This window comes from Geomonas sp. RF6 (assembly GCF_021044625.1).
In the GTDB taxonomy this organism is placed as follows: Bacteria; Desulfobacterota; Desulfuromonadia; order Geobacterales; family Geobacteraceae; genus RF6.
Genome location: NZ_CP087999.1, coordinates 4,252,899 through 4,269,468 on the forward strand (window position 1 = coordinate 4,252,899; position 16,570 = coordinate 4,269,468).

12 protein-coding genes are annotated in these 16,570 nt (G+C 60.2%); 10 read left to right on the forward strand and 2 right to left on the reverse strand.

The features are described from left to right. Both LPW11_RS18185 and LPW11_RS18190 read right to left on the reverse strand, forming a co-directional pair. Nucleotides 1-2,343 (reverse strand): heavy metal translocating P-type ATPase, encoded by a 2,343-nt coding sequence (locus LPW11_RS18185; protein ID WP_230995289.1) that lies wholly within the window; start codon nt 2,341-2,343, stop codon nt 1-3. A gap of 291 nt (nt 2,344-2,634) precedes the next feature. After that, entirely contained in the window at nt 2,635-2,925 is a 291-nt protein-coding gene (locus tag LPW11_RS18190; protein WP_230995290.1) for a metal-sensitive transcriptional regulator, read from the reverse strand. A gap of 640 nt (nt 2,926-3,565) precedes the next feature. On the opposite strand from LPW11_RS18190, the gene LPW11_RS18195 reads away from it, so the two are divergent. The 10 genes from LPW11_RS18195 to LPW11_RS18240 all read left to right on the forward strand — a co-directional run bounded on the left by LPW11_RS18195 (nt 3,566) and on the right by LPW11_RS18240 (nt 16,520). Further along, nucleotides 3,566-3,703: a hypothetical protein gene (locus LPW11_RS18195; RefSeq protein WP_230995291.1), complete on the forward strand. Its 138-nt coding sequence runs from the start codon at nt 3,566-3,568 to the stop codon at nt 3,701-3,703. Nucleotides 3,704-3,886: 183 nt separating this feature from the next. Continuing rightward, nucleotides 3,887-4,063, forward strand: a complete 177-nt coding sequence (locus LPW11_RS18200) for a hypothetical protein (RefSeq protein WP_230995292.1) — start codon at nt 3,887-3,889, stop codon at nt 4,061-4,063. Nucleotides 4,064-4,139: 76 nt separating this feature from the next. Beyond that, nucleotides 4,140-6,395, forward strand: a complete 2,256-nt coding sequence (locus LPW11_RS18205; protein WP_230995293.1) for a tectonin domain-containing protein — start codon at nt 4,140-4,142, stop codon at nt 6,393-6,395. A gap of 402 nt (nt 6,396-6,797) precedes the next feature. Then, on the forward strand, nt 6,798-7,403 hold the full coding sequence (locus LPW11_RS18210; RefSeq protein WP_230995294.1) for an NUDIX hydrolase: 606 nt from the start codon (nt 6,798-6,800) through the stop codon (nt 7,401-7,403). Nucleotides 7,404-7,781: 378 nt separating this feature from the next. Then, nucleotides 7,782-8,198 carry a heavy-metal-associated domain-containing protein gene (locus LPW11_RS18215; RefSeq protein WP_230995295.1) on the forward strand — a complete coding sequence of 139 codons (417 nt, stop codon included), beginning with the start codon at nt 7,782-7,784 and terminating at the stop codon, nt 8,196-8,198. A 3-nt stretch (nt 8,199-8,201) separates the two neighbouring features. Beyond that, nucleotides 8,202-8,783 (forward strand): M23 family metallopeptidase, encoded by a 582-nt coding sequence (locus LPW11_RS18220; RefSeq protein WP_230995296.1) that lies wholly within the window; start codon nt 8,202-8,204, stop codon nt 8,781-8,783. Between the two features lie 117 nt (nt 8,784-8,900). Continuing rightward, complete coding sequence (locus tag LPW11_RS18225) at nt 8,901-10,019, forward strand: two-component system sensor histidine kinase NtrB (RefSeq protein ID WP_230995297.1); 1,119 nt, start codon at nt 8,901-8,903, stop codon at nt 10,017-10,019. A 209-nt stretch (nt 10,020-10,228) separates the two neighbouring features. Beyond that, nucleotides 10,229-11,503 (forward strand): TolC family protein, encoded by a 1,275-nt coding sequence (locus LPW11_RS18230; RefSeq protein WP_230995298.1) that lies wholly within the window; start codon nt 10,229-10,231, stop codon nt 11,501-11,503. Nucleotides 11,504-11,949: 446 nt separating this feature from the next. Beyond that, a complete protein-coding gene (locus LPW11_RS18235; protein ID WP_230995299.1) occupies nt 11,950-13,332 on the forward strand; it encodes an efflux RND transporter periplasmic adaptor subunit in 1,383 nt (460 codons plus the stop codon). Between the two features lie 50 nt (nt 13,333-13,382). Beyond that, nucleotides 13,383-16,520, forward strand: a complete 3,138-nt coding sequence (locus LPW11_RS18240; protein WP_230995300.1) for an efflux RND transporter permease subunit — start codon at nt 13,383-13,385, stop codon at nt 16,518-16,520. Nucleotides 16,521-16,570 lie beyond the last annotated feature (50 nt).

Sequence of the window (16,570 nt, forward strand, 5' to 3'; positions counted from 1 at the left end):
TTATCCCTTCTCAACCTTGAAGCCGCGAAGCCTCAAAGCATTCGTTACCACACTCACCGATGAAAGCGCCATCGCCAGCGATGCCACGATCGGGCTCAACAGCCACCCGGTCAGGGGGTAGAATACCCCGGCGGCGAGGGGGATGCCGAGAATGTTGTAGATGAAGGCAAAGAAGAGGTTCTGCTTTATATTGGCGATGGTTGCTCTGGAGAGGGCGATGCTGGAGACGACTCCGTTCAGGTCTCCGCGCACGAGTGTTATATCTGCCGCCTCCATGGCGACGTCGGTGCCGCTCCCCATGGCGATACCGATGTCTGCCTGGGCGAGAGCCGGAGCGTCGTTTATGCCGTCACCGACCATGGCCACCACTTTCCCCTGCGCCTGGAGCTTCTTTACCTCTTCCCCTTTACCCTCGGGGAGGACCTCCGCGAGCACCTGGTCGACCCGTACCTGCCGGGCGATCGCCGCTGCCGTGCGCCTGTTGTCACCGGTAAGAATCACCACCTCGAGGCCGAGGTGCCGCAGCCGCTCGATCGCCCTTGGCGACTCTTCCTTTACGGGATCGGCAATGGCGAGGATCCCTGCTACCGCCCCGTCGATCGCCACATAGATCGGCGTCTTCCCCTCGTCCGCCAGGCGATGCGAGGTCTCCTCCTCGGGGACCAACCCTCGCTCGCGCATGAGGTTCGCCGTCCCGATGACGACATTTTTCCCCTCCACCACCGCCTCGACCCCGAAACCTGCGATGGCCCGAAACTGCTCCACAGGAGAGCGGGGGAGGGCACGCTCGTCCGCCGCCCGCACAATGGCCTCACCGAGAGGGTGCTCGCTTCCGTACTCGGCCGACGCCGCTATACGAAGAAGCGTCGCCTCGTCCGTTGTCAGCGGCACCACATCGGTCACGGCGGGGACTCCACGGGTGATGGTGCCGGTCTTGTCGAGGACGATGGTGGTCAGCCGGTGTGCAGTCTCCAGCGCTTCGCCCCCCTTTACCAAAATGCCGCTCTGGGCGCCGCGCCCGGTGCCGACCATGATGGCTGTAGGTGTGGCGAGCCCGAGTGCGCAAGGGCAGGCGATGATGAGGACGGAGACGAAGGTGAGGACCGCCATGGAGACCCGCGTCTCCGGCGGCGAGACGTCGAACCACACAACGAAGGTGGCGATGGCGATGCAGATGACGACCGGGACGAAGTAGCTCGCGATGATGTCGGCAAGGCGCTGGATCGGTGCCTTGCTCCCCTGCGCTTCCTGGACCATGCGCACGATCTGCTGCAGGACGGTGTCCCGACCGATCTTCGTGGCGCGCATCCGGAACGATCCCGTCTTGTTCATGGTCGCTCCGATTACCGTGTCACCAGCCCCCTTTTCAACGGGCAAAGGCTCGCCGGTAAGCATGCTCTCGTCCACCGCCGAGGCTCCGTCCACCAGCACGCCGTCCACCGGGACCTTCTCGCCGGGACGCACCAGGATAAGGTCCCCCACCAGTACCTCGCTCACCGGGAGATCCTGCACGACGCCGTCACGCTCAACCCGCGCCATCTTTGGCTGCAGCCCGATGAGCTCTCGAATGGCTCCGCTCGTCTTGCTGCGGGCGCGCGCTTCCAGAAGGCGTCCCATAAGAATGAGGGTAACGATGATCGCCGCCACCTCGAAGTACACAGCGGGTGCCCCCGCATGACCGCCACCCGCGCTGCCATGGATGAGCCACGGGGCGACGGTAGCGGCGAGGCTGAAAAGATACGCCGAGAGGGTGCCCAGACCGACGAGGGTATTCATGTCCGCTGTGCGATGTTTCGCCGCCGCCCAGGCTCCGGTGTAGAACTCGCGCCCGGCCCAGAAGAGGACAGGAGTGGTGAGGATCAGCTGGACCCAAGCGCTGCCGGAAAAGTTGAAGACGTCTGCCGCCCCGGGCAGGAGATGGCCCCCCATCGCCAGCACCGCGACCGGCAGGGTGAGGGCAAGAGCCACGAGGAAGCGCGTCTTCTGGGTGCGGTACTGCTCCTCGCGCAGCCTCGACTCCGCCGCATAGGTATCCTCCGGAGAACCTTCCGCGCCGCCGGAGGCCGGGACGATGACCCCGTACCCCATGTCGCGCACCAGTTGACGCAGCGACTCCACATCAGTCTGCTGCGGCTGGTAGCTCACCGTGGCACGCGAGGTAGCGAAGTTCACGTTCGCAGCCGAGACACCCGGCGCCTCCGAGAGCGCCTTCTCGATGCGGCCGGCGCACGAGGCGCAGTGCATGCCGGTAAGGGAAAGCTCGCACCGGTCGGCTCCCGCGGGAGCGTTCGGCGTTCCTTGTGCTCCCGTGTTTACTTCATCTTTTTGATGATCTGCAGACATCGCATATCTCCCTTCCGCTAAAACTTCGTTCGCGCGCTGAGCCTCCGAGGGTTCACCCGCCAAAATGTCCCCTCCCTTTCAGGGGGCAGGACAGGGTGGGGATGGGGCTGAGCCGGTCATGTAGGCCGGGATAAGCCGCACGGCGTTCCCGGCAGTCCACCGCAGACGCAGCCGCATACCAGCGCATGCCGGAAACGCTGCCGCTTATTCCGGCCTACTGGGGTCAGGCTTTGCATTTGGTGATTTGCGTTGCGGAAATGCCCAAATGCAAAGCCTGACCCCGCGCAGTATTTACTTCAGGAATCTCGAGAGCGCAGTCTTTACCTCGTCGAGAAGCTCTTCCTGTGTCATCGGCTTCGCATGTTCGTGTTCAGTCCCGCTGCCATGCTTCACCACGCACATCTCGAGGTGGCGGGTGAGGATCTCCACTCCGACGGCGTCGAGCGCGGAACGGACAGCGGAAACCTGGTTCAAGATATCGACGCAGTAGCGCTTGTCCTCGACCATCCGCTGGATCCCCGCAACCTGCCCGGCGATTCGTTTGAGGCGAGTGGAAACTTTATCCGTAGGTGTTGTAGCCATCTGCTTCTCCCGCTTTCGTGAATACCCCCACTGGGTATTAAAATACCCCCGGTGGGTATATGAAGTCAAGAGGAGAATCTGCAGTGACGGGGAGTGGCTTCCGCGTATCCCATCACCCGCTCAGGCACATATCAACCTCCTCCCCTCCAACATTTTTGGCTCCTCTTGTATTTAAACTCATTTTTTTGCCACCTCTATGGTTCCATCTTCTCCGAATACCAAAGCCTACCCAGCTGATTTTACATGCCATACGTCGGGTTCACTCTCGGTTTATACCCAGGCTCCGCAGGTGCCTGTCCCCCTTTGCCTTAAGGTGGGAGCGGTGGCAAAAGCCGAATCCTGTTTAATCGTGACTGTCCCGCTCTACTACGCCGCTAGCACTGCCTTTTTTAGCGGATCATTCAGTCGCACAACGATATGCTTTATTGGCAACACAACGACTGATTCGACGCTATTGCCTGATGTGCCTGTTTTTTTTATTCCTTCTTCGTAATAAAAGGCGGCATTTCTTCGTGCTAGGCGCTATCTGCTCCTGATGTTAAATATATTTACACAGGTCATTATTTTTACTCCTTGTCTCCGTTCTTCATTGAACAAACGCACCCACTACATTGACACTAAAAGTTCGAAGTATATATTTGTGGATGGACTTAATCAGACGTTCGAGAGTGCTCCGGCGTTGGGGAGAAGCGTCGCTCCTGCGTGGCTCAAGTCATTCGTGCTTGGTGCCTCCATCTACCGCAACTCCCAGAAGACATCGCTCTACGTCGGCGTTTGAACGTGCCGGTCCACCACGGAGGTGGTAGTCAGGGAGGTCAGCATGTCCTTATCAGAATCCGATGTCGTCAAAATCGTCCGACAACACATTCCCGGCGAGCAACAGGCTCGGTGCCTCATTCACTGGGACACCCAACAAAAGAAAGCCGGCGTGATGGTGAGGGTGGGGCGCAAGGAGGAGCCCATGCCTTTCGACGGATACTACGTCTTCGTCGACCTCATGCCGAAGGCCAATTGGGGCCACCCCGCCTTCTCTCTGCTGATAAGCTCCGACGGCAACAAGACGCAACTCTTCCATACTGAGTTCCCGCCCCATCTGGATGATTACCCCGAGACGTACCGCGAGCTGATGCTCGAGTGAAGAGAAGGCTCCTTCCGGACGCTTCTTGAACGGTTTCATCACAACCAGACACACGCAGAACCAAAGGAGGAGGACTATGCCGATACCCCAGAACATCTATGAAAAGATCAAGAACCACGCCCTCGGCAAGCTCAACGCCAGGAACGATCTGCGCGCCGACAGAACTCACCTGTCCATAAACACCGAACCCCTCAACGCGGGCGTGAAGCTCGTTACCGGTCTTGCGAAGAGCTACACTCTGCCGCGCCCGACCGTAATGGCGCTGGTCGACCTGAAGCCCCATCACAACTGGGGGCACCCCTGCGAGCATCATCTCTACGACGCTACCACGGGTGACCACTATGATGTTAAACCCGCGCAGTTTCCGCCCCACGCCTACTTCGAGTCGCCGAAGGCGTTTCAGCTTGTGCACGGTCCGGTAGAGCCGAAGGCTCCGGTTATGCCCGACGTGCCGCAGCACATCCCCCAGCTGCGCACCGCGATCTCCAACGCACCGGGCACCCGGCACGCCATCCTCTTTTCGGGGATGTCGAACAATCGGCATCTCAACGACCTCGAGTTCCTGTACCGGACGCTTCTGGACATCTACCACTTTGATCCCGCCAACATCACCGTCCTCAATTACGACGGTACCGTGAACTACAGCGGCGATCCCCAGCCGGTGGACAGGTGGCCGGGAGACAACACGCCGTATCGGATAAAGGTGAACGGAGAGGGGAGCAATACGGCGCTCGCCCAGGCGATAAGCAAGGTGGGGGGGCTGCTCAAGGCGGACGATCTGCTTCTTATCCACATCAACAACCATGGCGGCGGCCAGCCGTACGACCCCCAAGCCTGGATCTGCTGCTATCCCGACTGGGCAAGTTACACGGCCTCCGACTTCGGCACGAAGCTGCACACCCTGCCGAAGTTCAATTCACTTGTGGTGATGATGGAGCAGTGCCATTCCGGCGGGTTCCAGAACGCGGTCATGGAAAATACCACGGCCGCCTCTACATCCTTTGCAGCCGCCTGTCGAGCCGACGCGAGCTCCATCGGAGGCGCCTCCTTCGATCCCTTTGCCAGGGACTGGATCGCCGGGGTCACCGGGCACAATCCTGAGGGGACCCCTCTTTCTCGCATCGTGCCGGTGCCCGCCTCGGCGGATGACGCTTTTGTCTATGCCGATGCGGTGAAGGACCCCTACGACTCGCCTGTCTATGCGGACAAACCCTCGCAGTGCGGCAAGTCCCAGTACCTCACCGGCCCACTCAGCGTCCCCTTCAGCACGGCGAGGGCCGCAATCAACAGCGACGGGAGGCTGGAGGTCTTCCTCATCGGAAGCGATCGGTCCGTCTGGAATGTATGGCAGCAGGTTCCGCACGCGGGCCCGTGGAGCGGACCGAACAACCTTGGCGGCAATGTGAAGCAGTTGTGCACCGCGCTCAACAACGACGGCCGTCTGGAGATCTTCGGGATCGGGAAGGATGATGCCGCGTACAATAACTACCAGCTCGCCCCGCACAGCGGCCCATGGAGCAACTGGAACAGGCTGGGAGGGATCGTCAAGGACATCTGCGTCGCCTGCAACACAGACGGAAGACTCGAGCTCTTCGGCATCGGCTCCGACAACGCGCTGTACAACATGTGGCAGACTGCTCCCCACTCGGGACCGTGGAGCGCGTGGAACCGGCTGGGCGGGTTCGTCAAGCAGGTAGCGGTTGCCGTCAACACCGACGGGCGGCTGGAGGTCTTCGGCATCGGTTCGGATGATGCGCTGTACCACATCTGGCAGAGCGCCGCGCACACGGGGCCATGGAGCAGCTGGGATCGTCTGGGGGGCGCCGCGAAGCAGATCGTTCCTGTGGTGAACTCCGACGGGCGGCTGGAAATCTTCGCCATTGGCCCAGACAAGGCGCTGCACAATATCTGGCAAACGGTGCCGCACGGCGGGCCATGGAGCGCGTGGAATTCGCTGGGGGGGATAGTGAAGCAGATCGCCGTGATCCGCAACGGCGACGGGAGGCTCGAGGTTTTCGGTATCGGCTCAGATGACGCGGTTTATAACATCTGGCAGACAAAGCCGCACACGGGGCCGTGGAGCAGCTGGAACAAGCTGGGCGGCTCCATCAAGCAGATATCGGCGGTAGTGAACTCTGACGGGCGTGCGGAACTATTCGGGATCGGCAAGGACAACGCTCTGTATCACAACTGGCAGACGGTACCGCACGCGGCGCCGTGGAGTGGCTGGCAGAAGCTCACTGGAGCCGGTCCCGCCGGGGTTGCAAAGCTCGATATCGGCGTGGGGGAAGCGCCAACCAAGGAGGCGGGAAAGGCAGCGACACCTAAATAGGTATCGCCTTCGAGAGTGACGAAGCGATTGCCGACACCGTGAGCCGGACGGACCCCCCTTGGGGACGCATTTCCCAAGGGGGGTCTTTTATCTGTACTTATTTACGAGGGGTTTTGGCCCATTCCCAAATCTTTGCTGCGTGGAGCATCAAAATTCCTCTTTCCTTGGCTTTGGCGATGTTTATCATCGCTTGAGCTAATACTTTTATAGGCATCGGGGTGTAGGAGCGAAAAAAGCTGAAACGGTTTAGCAATCGCATGACATTGCGGCCTGATGTGACTGTGGTATGTCTGGTTTATCTGCTCAGCATCTATGAAGCGTTGAAGGTGAGGCCAATGATCTAGACGTTGCTGAAGAAAAGTCATAAATTATCCAGCAATTACCAAAGGGGCAGAACCAGGTATGGTCAATAAAGCAGATCAAAAAAGGTGGAAGCTGCTGGGCTCTGAACCGGGACCCGAGTTGCCAATATTCAAGGTCCGTTTCGACTGGATGGAAAATCCGCGCAACGCCTGCGTTCTCAAGGCAGTGGTGCTTGATTTTCCCGATTGGGTCAGCGTTGTCGCCATTACCTCCGACAACCGCGTCGTAACGGTCAGACAGTATCGGTTCGGCGTCGGAGATTTCACTGTCGAACTTCCAGCCGGGCTAGTCATACCGGGGGAAACGCATGAGGCAGCCGCCAGGCGGGAACTGCGGGAGGAAACCGGTTACTGCTCGTCAAATTGGGTGTACCTTGGTTGGGCCGAGCCGAACCCCGCGTATCAGAACAACCGCCTGCACATGTGGCTGGCAAAGGATGCATCGCTAACTGAAGCCTGTGAAATGGATGCCGGTGAGGACATAGTAGTCGAAGCCTTTCTGCCGCAGGAACTTCACAGGGAGATAAGGGAGGGGCGTCTTAGGCATTCTCTGGCGCTGTTATCCCTTGCCCGCGTCATGCCTTTATGGGACTCCGCCGCTCCGCAAGGACTTTCCGTCGATCCACTTAGCCTTGATGGGGGATGAATGAGCACCCTGGGGTCAGGCTTTGCATTTGGGGATTTGCTGCTTAGGTGGAATACCCAAATGCAAAGCCTGACCCCGCGCATGATGACCCCGCGCATGACCCCGTGCTTGATGTTTGCTGCTTAGCGGAATCCCCAAATGCAAAGCCTGACCCCGCGCACGGAGGCCCATGCGCATGCGGCATCGTGGAGAATATTCTGCACCTGCGAGAGAATATTCTTCAGTCTGTTCGGTCACCCTCTCTAATCCGTCACCCGCCTAGCCGTCCCGCCGCGCCATGACTGCCTTTACACTCGACAGAACGGATTGGCACGACCCTTGATTATCTGGTGCGAAGCTGTACCACCGGGGGTCCCCCCACGCACTGTGGAGTATTCTATGAAAAGCAAAAAGCTGTTCAGCGCCGTTCTCATCATTACCGTCGTTGTCCTCCTCGGCGTCCTCGCATCATATGTCCGGGTCGGCGCGACTGCTGACTCCGTTGCCATCCTCGAGACGAAGGGGATGACCTGTGGCAGTTGCTCCAAAAAGATCTCGACGGCTCTCCAGAAGCTCAAGGGGGTCGCGGTCACGGAGGTCGACGTGGAAGGGGGGTGGGTCATTGTCGGCTACGACAAGAAGGCTTTGCAGCCGGATGCTCTGGTGCAGAAGGTAACGGGCGCCGGCTTCAAGAGTAACCTTTATGCGGTTGTCACTCCTGAGCATTTCAAGCAGGTCACCGGGCGCGAGGTCGGAAAAAGCGCCACGGCGACGTCTGGATGCTGCGGCAAGGGCGGTTGTGGCGGGAATAGCTGATAGATGATCGTTCGCAGCATCGCTACAGCATTCTTCCTTTGCGTCTTTCCCCTCCTGGCACGCGCGGATCTGAACCTCCCCGTCACTGGCACCGTCACCTCCGGCGTGGGGTGGCGGGTCGACCCCTTCGGTAGCGGCAAGCTCCTCTTTCACCGCGGTATCGACATTTCCGTCCCCGCAGGGACCCCGGTCCGTGCAACCCGCAGCGGTCGCGTCTCCTTTGCCGGCCTGCACGGCGGCCACGGAAGCACAGTCATCATCAAGCACGAAAACGGCGAGAGCACGCTCTACGGGCACAACTCTTCTCTGGCCGTGCCGGTGGGGACGCGTGTGGCGGCCGGTGACGTCATCGCCTATTCCGGGAACTCCGGCAGGTCGACCGGTCCGCATGTGCACTACGAGGTGCTCAATGGTGAAGGGGAGATCACTCAGACTGCAAGGATCGAGCAGGTTCCGAATGAAAAGGAGGCTCTCCGCAACGATAAGAGGCGGCAGCAGGAACTACTGATGGACGAGGCAATGGATTCCATCCTGAGCAGGATCAGAGAGACGTTGCCTGAAACCGATGGAGGAAAGGGAGGCTAAGGCTCGGCTACGATGTTCCTCGACACAATACGCCGCTGATGATACTTTAGTCCCGCCCAATCTTGCCGAAAAGTGTCATAGAGAAATTTTCCCCGTGATACACAAGCAAAAGGTCCTATGGAAAGATCAACTATAACCAGATCGTTTCTCCTCCTTTCCTTCATCGTAGCCATAAGTCTGCTGCACTATCTCACTCCTCTCCATCTCCCTTACCTGCACGACATATTCCAGAGACTGTACTACCTGCCGATAATCCTTGCCGCCCTGTGGTTCGGATTCAGAGGGGGGCTCGTATGCTCGATCGTTGTGAGCTTCGCCTATGCTCCGCACGTACTCTTTCAATGGGGCGGGGAACTCACCCTCGAGATGGAGAAGTACCTGGAAATCATCCTCTACAACATCGTCGGCGGCGTGACCGGGATCCTCTCGCAACGTGAGCGTGAGCGTGCGGTGGAGTTGCAAAAGACTGCGCGGGGGCTCGAGGAGTCGTATCAGAAGCTGCAGCAGCAGTCGGAACGGATCATGGCGATTGAGGAGCAGTTGCGCCGCTCGGAGAGGCTTTCAACGCTGGGCGAGATGGCTGCGGTGCTGGCGCACGAGATCCGCAATCCCCTCGGCTCCATCCGCGGCACAGCGGAGATCCTCAGAGACGACTACCCTCCGGCCGATCCGAAGCACGAGTTCATCGAGATCCAGATAAAGGAGACGGAGCGGCTGAACCGCGTCGTGGAGGGATTCCTCAACATGGCGCGACCGCAGCCGGCGGAGATGCAGGCGTGCAGCCTCCAGGAGGAGCTGGAAACGATAGCGACCCTCACTGCGGCGGATGCAAAGAAGCGGCAGGTGACCCTTGTGCTGGAAAGGCCTGCGGAGCCGGTGGTACTCACGGCGGACGGCGAGAAGCTGCGGCAGGCATTCCTCAATATCGTTATCAACGCGCTCCAGGCGACGCCGCCGGGAGGGAGTCTCACCATCTCCACGGAACTTCGGGGGGAGCAGGCCCCTGAGATGTGCGAGATACGGTTTCGCGACACCGGCCCCGGGATCGATCCCGAAATGCTGGAAAAGATCTTCGAGCCGTTCTACACCACGAAGACGTACGGGACCGGACTCGGCCTCGCGGTGACGAAGAAGATCATAGAGAGCCATCGTGGGATGTTGCAGGTGGAGAGCGAGTTGGGGAAGGGGACTATGGTAAAGGTTTCTCTTCCGATGGAGCGGCCGAAAGCGGCCTAGGTGGGTAGATATGTGGCGCAGTGCGACAGGCTGCCCCGACGTCTTACGCTAATGAGCATGAAGAATATTCTGGGGCCTGCTGTAGAATATTCTCTGGTCTCTGCTGCTCTTACCGCTTCAGATCCCAATATGCCTTGCTAAAATAGATACTTACCTTTTGGCATACATCCTGCTCATGCCGTACTCATGAATTCAGGAGAGGTTAAACAATGAACGCTAGACTCCGACTGTGCGCCCTTGCCGTAACTCTGCTTCTTTCTGCCGGCACTCTATCTGCCGCCGAAACGAAGCCGCCAGTTGAAAACCTTGGTGCCCTCGTAGAGACCGCGCTCAGCAACAACCCGGAGCTCGCCGGATCGCAAGCGCGCTGGCAGATGTTCACCAACCGCGCGGCGCAGGCGACAGCGTTCGAAGACCCCATGCTGATGCTGAAGGTGCAAAACGGCATCATCACGGATCCGTTCAACTTCAGCAAGGACCCCATGACCCAGAAGGTGATCGGCATCTCACAGCAGATCCCGTTTTTCGGCAAAAGGGCTCTCAAAGGGGAGGTAGCCGCGAGGGAAGCGGAGGCGCTGCACTGGACCCATGAGGAGCGCAAGCTCGAGCTCGCCAGGATGGTGAAGGAGAACTACTACCAGATCTACTTCACCGACAAGGCGCTTGCCATCGTGGACAAGAACATACGGATCATGGACGACTTCATCACCCTCGCCCAGACGAAGTACTCGGTGGGGCAGGGGATGCAGCAGGACGTCTTCAAGTCCCAGGTGGAGAGGTCGAAGATGCTGGACATGAGGATCGGCCTGGAGCAGCAGCGCGCGAGCCTCGTGGCGGCGCTGAATGCGCTCCTTTACCGCCCGGCCACCACGCCGGTCGGCACCATCCCCGATTTCGAGCTCACTCCTTTGGCTCTCACCGCAGAGGAGCTGCGAAACCGCGCTCTGGAGAGGCGCCCGCAGATAAAGGGGCTGCAGGCCCAGATCGAGAAGGCGACCGCGGGGCGCAAACTGGCGCAGCGGGAATTCTACCCGGACTTCAACGTGTCGCTGGAATACATGCAGCGCCAGCCTTCCATGAACGATGAAGGGCTCGACATGTACAGCCTCGGGGTGACCTTCAACCTCCCGGTGCAGCAGAAGCGACGTCATGCGATGGTGGCGGAGGCCAATTCCGAGATCAATATGGCGACGGCCGAGGTGAACATGTTCCGTAACACGGTCGATGCCGGGATAGCCGACCTTCTCGCAAAGCTTGAGAAGAGGCGCAGACTGGTGGAGCTGTACAAGACCGGGATCATCCCACAGGCCGAGCAGTCGCTGGAGTCGGCGACCATCGGCTACCGGGTCAACAAGGTCGATTTCCTCTCGCTACTGGACAGCAGGAATACCCTCTTCGGCTACGAGCGCGAGTACTACGAATCGATGGCGGAGTACCAGATGCAGCTGGCGCAGCTGGAAGCTCTCGTCGGCGGGCTGAAATAAACAAAAAGGCGAACTTCCACCGCAAAGACGCAAAGGACGCAAAGGAAATCGCGCAAAGGAAAAGCCGAAAGAGGGATGGGGGCTAGCGCGTATGCCGCTGCTCCATGGTCGTTCCCAAGGTCATCTTGGGAACGCAGTTGGGAGCAAAGCTCCGGCTTTGCATCCGCGCAGCGGATAATCAATGGTCGCTCAAGTGGCGAGGCTGAGCCTCGCGGGCAAGTGCGTTCCCAAGCTGGAGCTTGGGAACGAGTCGGAACGAGTCGGATAAAAGGAAAAGGCGAACTTCCACCGCAAAGACGCAAAGGACGCAAAGAGAACCACGCAAAGAAAGGCTGAATGCATCAAAGGGAAGCAAAGATGTTTCTTTGCGGCTGTTCTTTGCGCTCTTTGCGCCTTTGCGGTGGGTGTTGTGATTTTTTTTGATTCTACCTATGAGGTACTGATTGATGGCCCTTAACAAGAGAGTGGCAATTCCCATCGCGATCATCGTTCTTGCAGCCGCTGCCGGAGGCGGGTGGTACCTGTGGCAGGGGAAGCATAAAGCGCCTGCGCAGCAGAAGGTCGCGGAGGGGAAGGTACTTTATACCTGCGCGATGCATCCCTTTATCATCAAGGACAAGCCGGGGACATGCCCGATCTGCGGCATGGCCCTGATCAAGAAGGTCGATGCTGCCGGCGGCCAGCCGAGCGCCGAGCAGCAGGCGATGCTCGGGCATGTCTCGGTCTCTCCCACCCAGCAGATCATGGCGAACGTGGCGACGGTGACCGCCGGAGAGAGCGCTCTTTCCAAGGAGGTTAACGCGGTCGGTATCGTGCAGTTCGACCAGTCGCGGCAAAGCAAGGTGACCGCGTGGATCGCGGGGCGCATCGACAAGCTAAACGTGAATGCCGTGGGGGCCATGGTAAGCAAGAACCAGCCGGTGGCGGAGATCTATTCCCCCGATCTCCTGGCGACCCAGCAGGAATACCTCCTGGCTGTGAAGAGCCGTGACCAGCTGAAGAATTCCCCCATCACCGCCATCTCCCAAAACGGCGATGGGCTCGTGCAGTCCGCAAGACAGCGGCTGCAGCTCTTCGGGGTGAAGGACAGCCAGATCGCCGAGCTGGAGAGGGCGGGGAAACCGACGATCCGCCTGCCGATCTACACCCCCCTTTCCGGCGTCGTCATCGAGAAGATGGTGCAGCAGGGGCAGTACGTCAACACCGGCGACGTCCTCTTCAACATCGCCGACCTCTCCACCGTCTGGGTGGAGGTGGAGGTGTACGAGAACGAGTTCCCCAACATCCACATCGGCCAGAGGGTGGAGATCCGCTCCCAATCCTTCCCCGGCAAGCCCTTCGTGGGGCGCGTCGCCTTCATCTACCCCTTCCTCGATCCGAAGACGAGGACCGTAAAGGTGAGGGTGGAGATGCCCAACCCCGGGATGCGGCTGAAACCGGACATGTTCGTCAACGCCGTCATCAAGGTGCCCCTCGGCAAGTCTCTCGTGGTCCCCATGAGCGCGGTCATCGACACCGGGAAGAGAAAGGTGGTGTGGGTGGAGACCTCGCCGGGGATGTTCGAGCCGCGCGACGTTCAGGTGGGACAGCAGACCGACGACCAGGTCCAGATCCTTTCCGGCCTGAAGGCCGGGGAAAAGGTGGCGGTCTCCGGAGGGTACCTCATCGACTCCGAGTCGCAGCTGAAAGGCGGGAGCGGTCAGGATCACAGCAATATGCCGGGAATGAAGACCGATCAGAAGGGGGGCGCGCCTGCCGCTCCGGCGACCCCTCCGGCACGCAAGGCGCCGGCCGGCGGGTCGATGAACATGGACGACATGAAGATGTAATCTAAGCCTTTGGCGTATCGTTTCACCCCTGTGGAAAGGCTCGTAACGTTATGATCGAAAAACTCATCGAATACTCCGCCCGCAACCGGGTCATCGTCCTCATGCTCTTTGGCCTGATCATCGCCTGGGGCGTCTGGTCGGTGTACAAGACTCCTGTCGACGCGATCCCGGACCTCTCGGACAACCAGGTCATCGTCTTCACCGACTACCCGGGGCGCTCGCCGCAGGTCGTCGAGGACCAGGTGACCTACCCGCTGGCGGTGAACCTGCAGGGGCTCCCGCAGGTGCGTGCGGTGCGCGCCTCGTCCGCCTTCGGCTTCTCCATGATCTACGTGATCTTCGAGGACAAGGCGGACATCTACTGGGCCCGCACACGCGTCCTCGAACGCCTGAACTATGCGGCGTCGCTCCTCCCGCCGGGTGTCGTGCCGACACTTGGTCCTGACGGCACCGGTGTCGGGCACGTCTTCTGGTACACCATCCAGGGGAAAGGGTACGATCTCGAGCAGCTGAGAACGCTGCAGGACTGGTTCGTGCGCTATCAGCTCAATACGGTCCCCGGCGTCGCAGAGGTCGCCTCCATCGGCGGGTTTGTGCGCGAGTACCAGATCGACCTCGACCCCAACAAGCTCTTTGCCTACAACATAAAGGTCAACAAGGTCATGGATGCCGTGAAGGCATCGAACAAGGACGTCGGCGGCCGCCTCATGGAGCAGTCCGACGCGGAGTACCTGATCCGCGGCCGCGGCTACGTGAAGTCCACCGCGGACCTCGAGAACATCGTCGTCGGCGCCGATATGCGGGGGACGCCGATCTACCTCAAGAACCTCGGCACCGTGCAGATGGGAGGCGCCATCCGGCGCGGCCTTCTGGAGATGAACGGGGAGGGTGAGGCGGTCGGCGGCATCGTGGTCATGCGCTACGGCGAGAACGCCCACGACGTCATAAAGCGCGTGAAGGGGAAGATCGCGGAGCTGGAGAAGGGTCTCCCTCCCGGTGTGAAGATCATGGTCTCCTACGACCGCTCCGACCTCATTGCCCGGGCCATCGACACGCTGAAGCACTCGCTCTTGGAGGAGTCGGTCGTCGTTTCGCTCGTCATCCTCGTCTTCCTCCTCCACTTCCAGAGCGCGCTCGTCATCGTCCTCACGCTGCCGATCTCGGTGCTGATCTCCTTCATCACCATGAAGCTCATGGGGGTGACCTCCAACATCATGTCGCTCGGCGGTATCGCCATCGCCATCGGGGTCCTCGTCGACGCCGGGGTCATCATGGTGGAGAACTGCTACCGCCACCTCTCGGAGATGCCGCCGGAGGAGCGCGCAGCACGGCGCCTGGAGGTCGTCATCACCTCCGCGAAGCAGGTGGGACGCGCCATATTCTTCTCCCTTGCCATCATCGTCCTCTCCTTCGTCCCCGTCTTCATGCTAGAGGGGCAGGAGGGGAAGCTCTTCCATCCGCTGGCCTTCACCAAGACCTTCTCCATGATGGGCTCGGCATTCATCGCCATCACCCTGGTGCCGGTCCTCATGTACTACTTCATGCGCGGCAAGATGCCGCCGGAGAGCTCGAACCCGGTCTCCACCTTCTTCATCAGGCTGTACTCGCCGGTGATCCGCTGGGTCCTCAAGTGGAAGAAGACGACCATAGCGCTGAACATCCTTGCGCTCGCGCTCGCGGTCCCCATGTTCATGAGCCTCGGCTCCGAGTTCATGCCGCCGCTCGACGAGGGCTCCTTGCTGTACATGCCGGTGACGCTACCCAACGTCTCCATAACCGAGGCGAAGCGCCTGATTCAGGTGCAGGACACCATCATAAAGAGCGTGCCGGAGGTGGAGCACGTGCTCGGCAAGGTGGGGCGTGCAGAGACCTCCACGGACCCGGCTCCCGTATCGATGTTCGAGTCCATCATCATCCTCAAGCCGAAGGAGCAGTGGCGCGCCGGGATCACCAAGGCTGACATCGTCTCCGAACTGGACGGGAAGCTGCAGCAGATCGGGGTGCGAAACGGCTGGACCCAGCCGATCATCAACCGCATCAACATGCTCTCCACCGGCGTGCGCACCGACCTCGGCGTGAAGATTTTCGGCTCCGACCTGAACGTCCTGAAGGACCTCGCGGTCCAGGCGGAGGCGATCCTGAAGCCGATTCCGGGGGCGGCGGACGTCGTCGCCGAGCGCGTCACCGGCGGCAACTATATAGACATCGACGTCGACCGCGAAGCTGCCGCGCGCTACGGCGTGAGTGTCGGCGACGTGCAGGACGTAATCGAGACCGCGCTCGGCGGCGAGATGCTCTCCACCACCGTCGAGGGGCGAAACCGTTTCCCGATCCGGATCCGCTACATGCGCGACTACCGCGACAACATCCCGGCGATCCGGCGCATGCTCGTCTCCGGCATGGAAGGCGCCCAGGTCTCCCTTTCCCTGGTGACGAAGCTGAAGGTCTCCACCGGCGCTCCCGAGATCAACTCGGAAGGGGGGCTCCTGCGCTCCCTCGTCTTCCTCAACGTACGCGGGCGCGACATGGGGAGCTTCGTCACCGAGGCGAAGACGGTCCTGGAGAAAAACCTGAAGCTCCCGCCGGGATACTACGTAACGTGGTCCGGTCAGTGGGAGAACCAGATCCGCGCCAAGGCGCGGCTGCAGGTCCTTGTCCCTCTCGGCATGGTGATCATCTTCATCCTCCTCTTCTTCACCTTCCACTCCGCCCTCGAGGCGAGCATGGTCATGCTATCGGTGCCGTTCGCGCTGGTGGGAGGGGTCTACCTCGTCGCTGCCCTCGGCTACAACCTCTCGGTGGCGGTGTGGGTCGGCTTCATCGCTCTGTACGGCATTGCGGTCGAGACCGGGGTGGTAATGGTAATCTATCTGCATGAGGCTCTCGACAAGCGGCTCCTGAAGGGGCCGGTCACCGAGGAGGATATCTACGAGGCGACATTCGAGGGAGCTGTCCTGAGGCTTCGCCCGAAGCTGATGACCGTCGCGGTCGCTCTTCTCGGCCTGATCCCGATCATGTGGTCCACCGGCACCGGCGCGGACGTCATGAAGCCGATCGCGGCGCCGATGATCGGCGGCATGATCTCCTCCGCGGTCCACGTCTTGATCATGACCCCGGTGATCTTTGTCCTCATGAAAAAGCGCGACTTGAAACGCGGAGTTCTCAAGTACTCGGGCATGAAGCACTAGCACCTCTCCGGGTGCCGCAAATACCATTGAGTTCACTACATCCAACAACA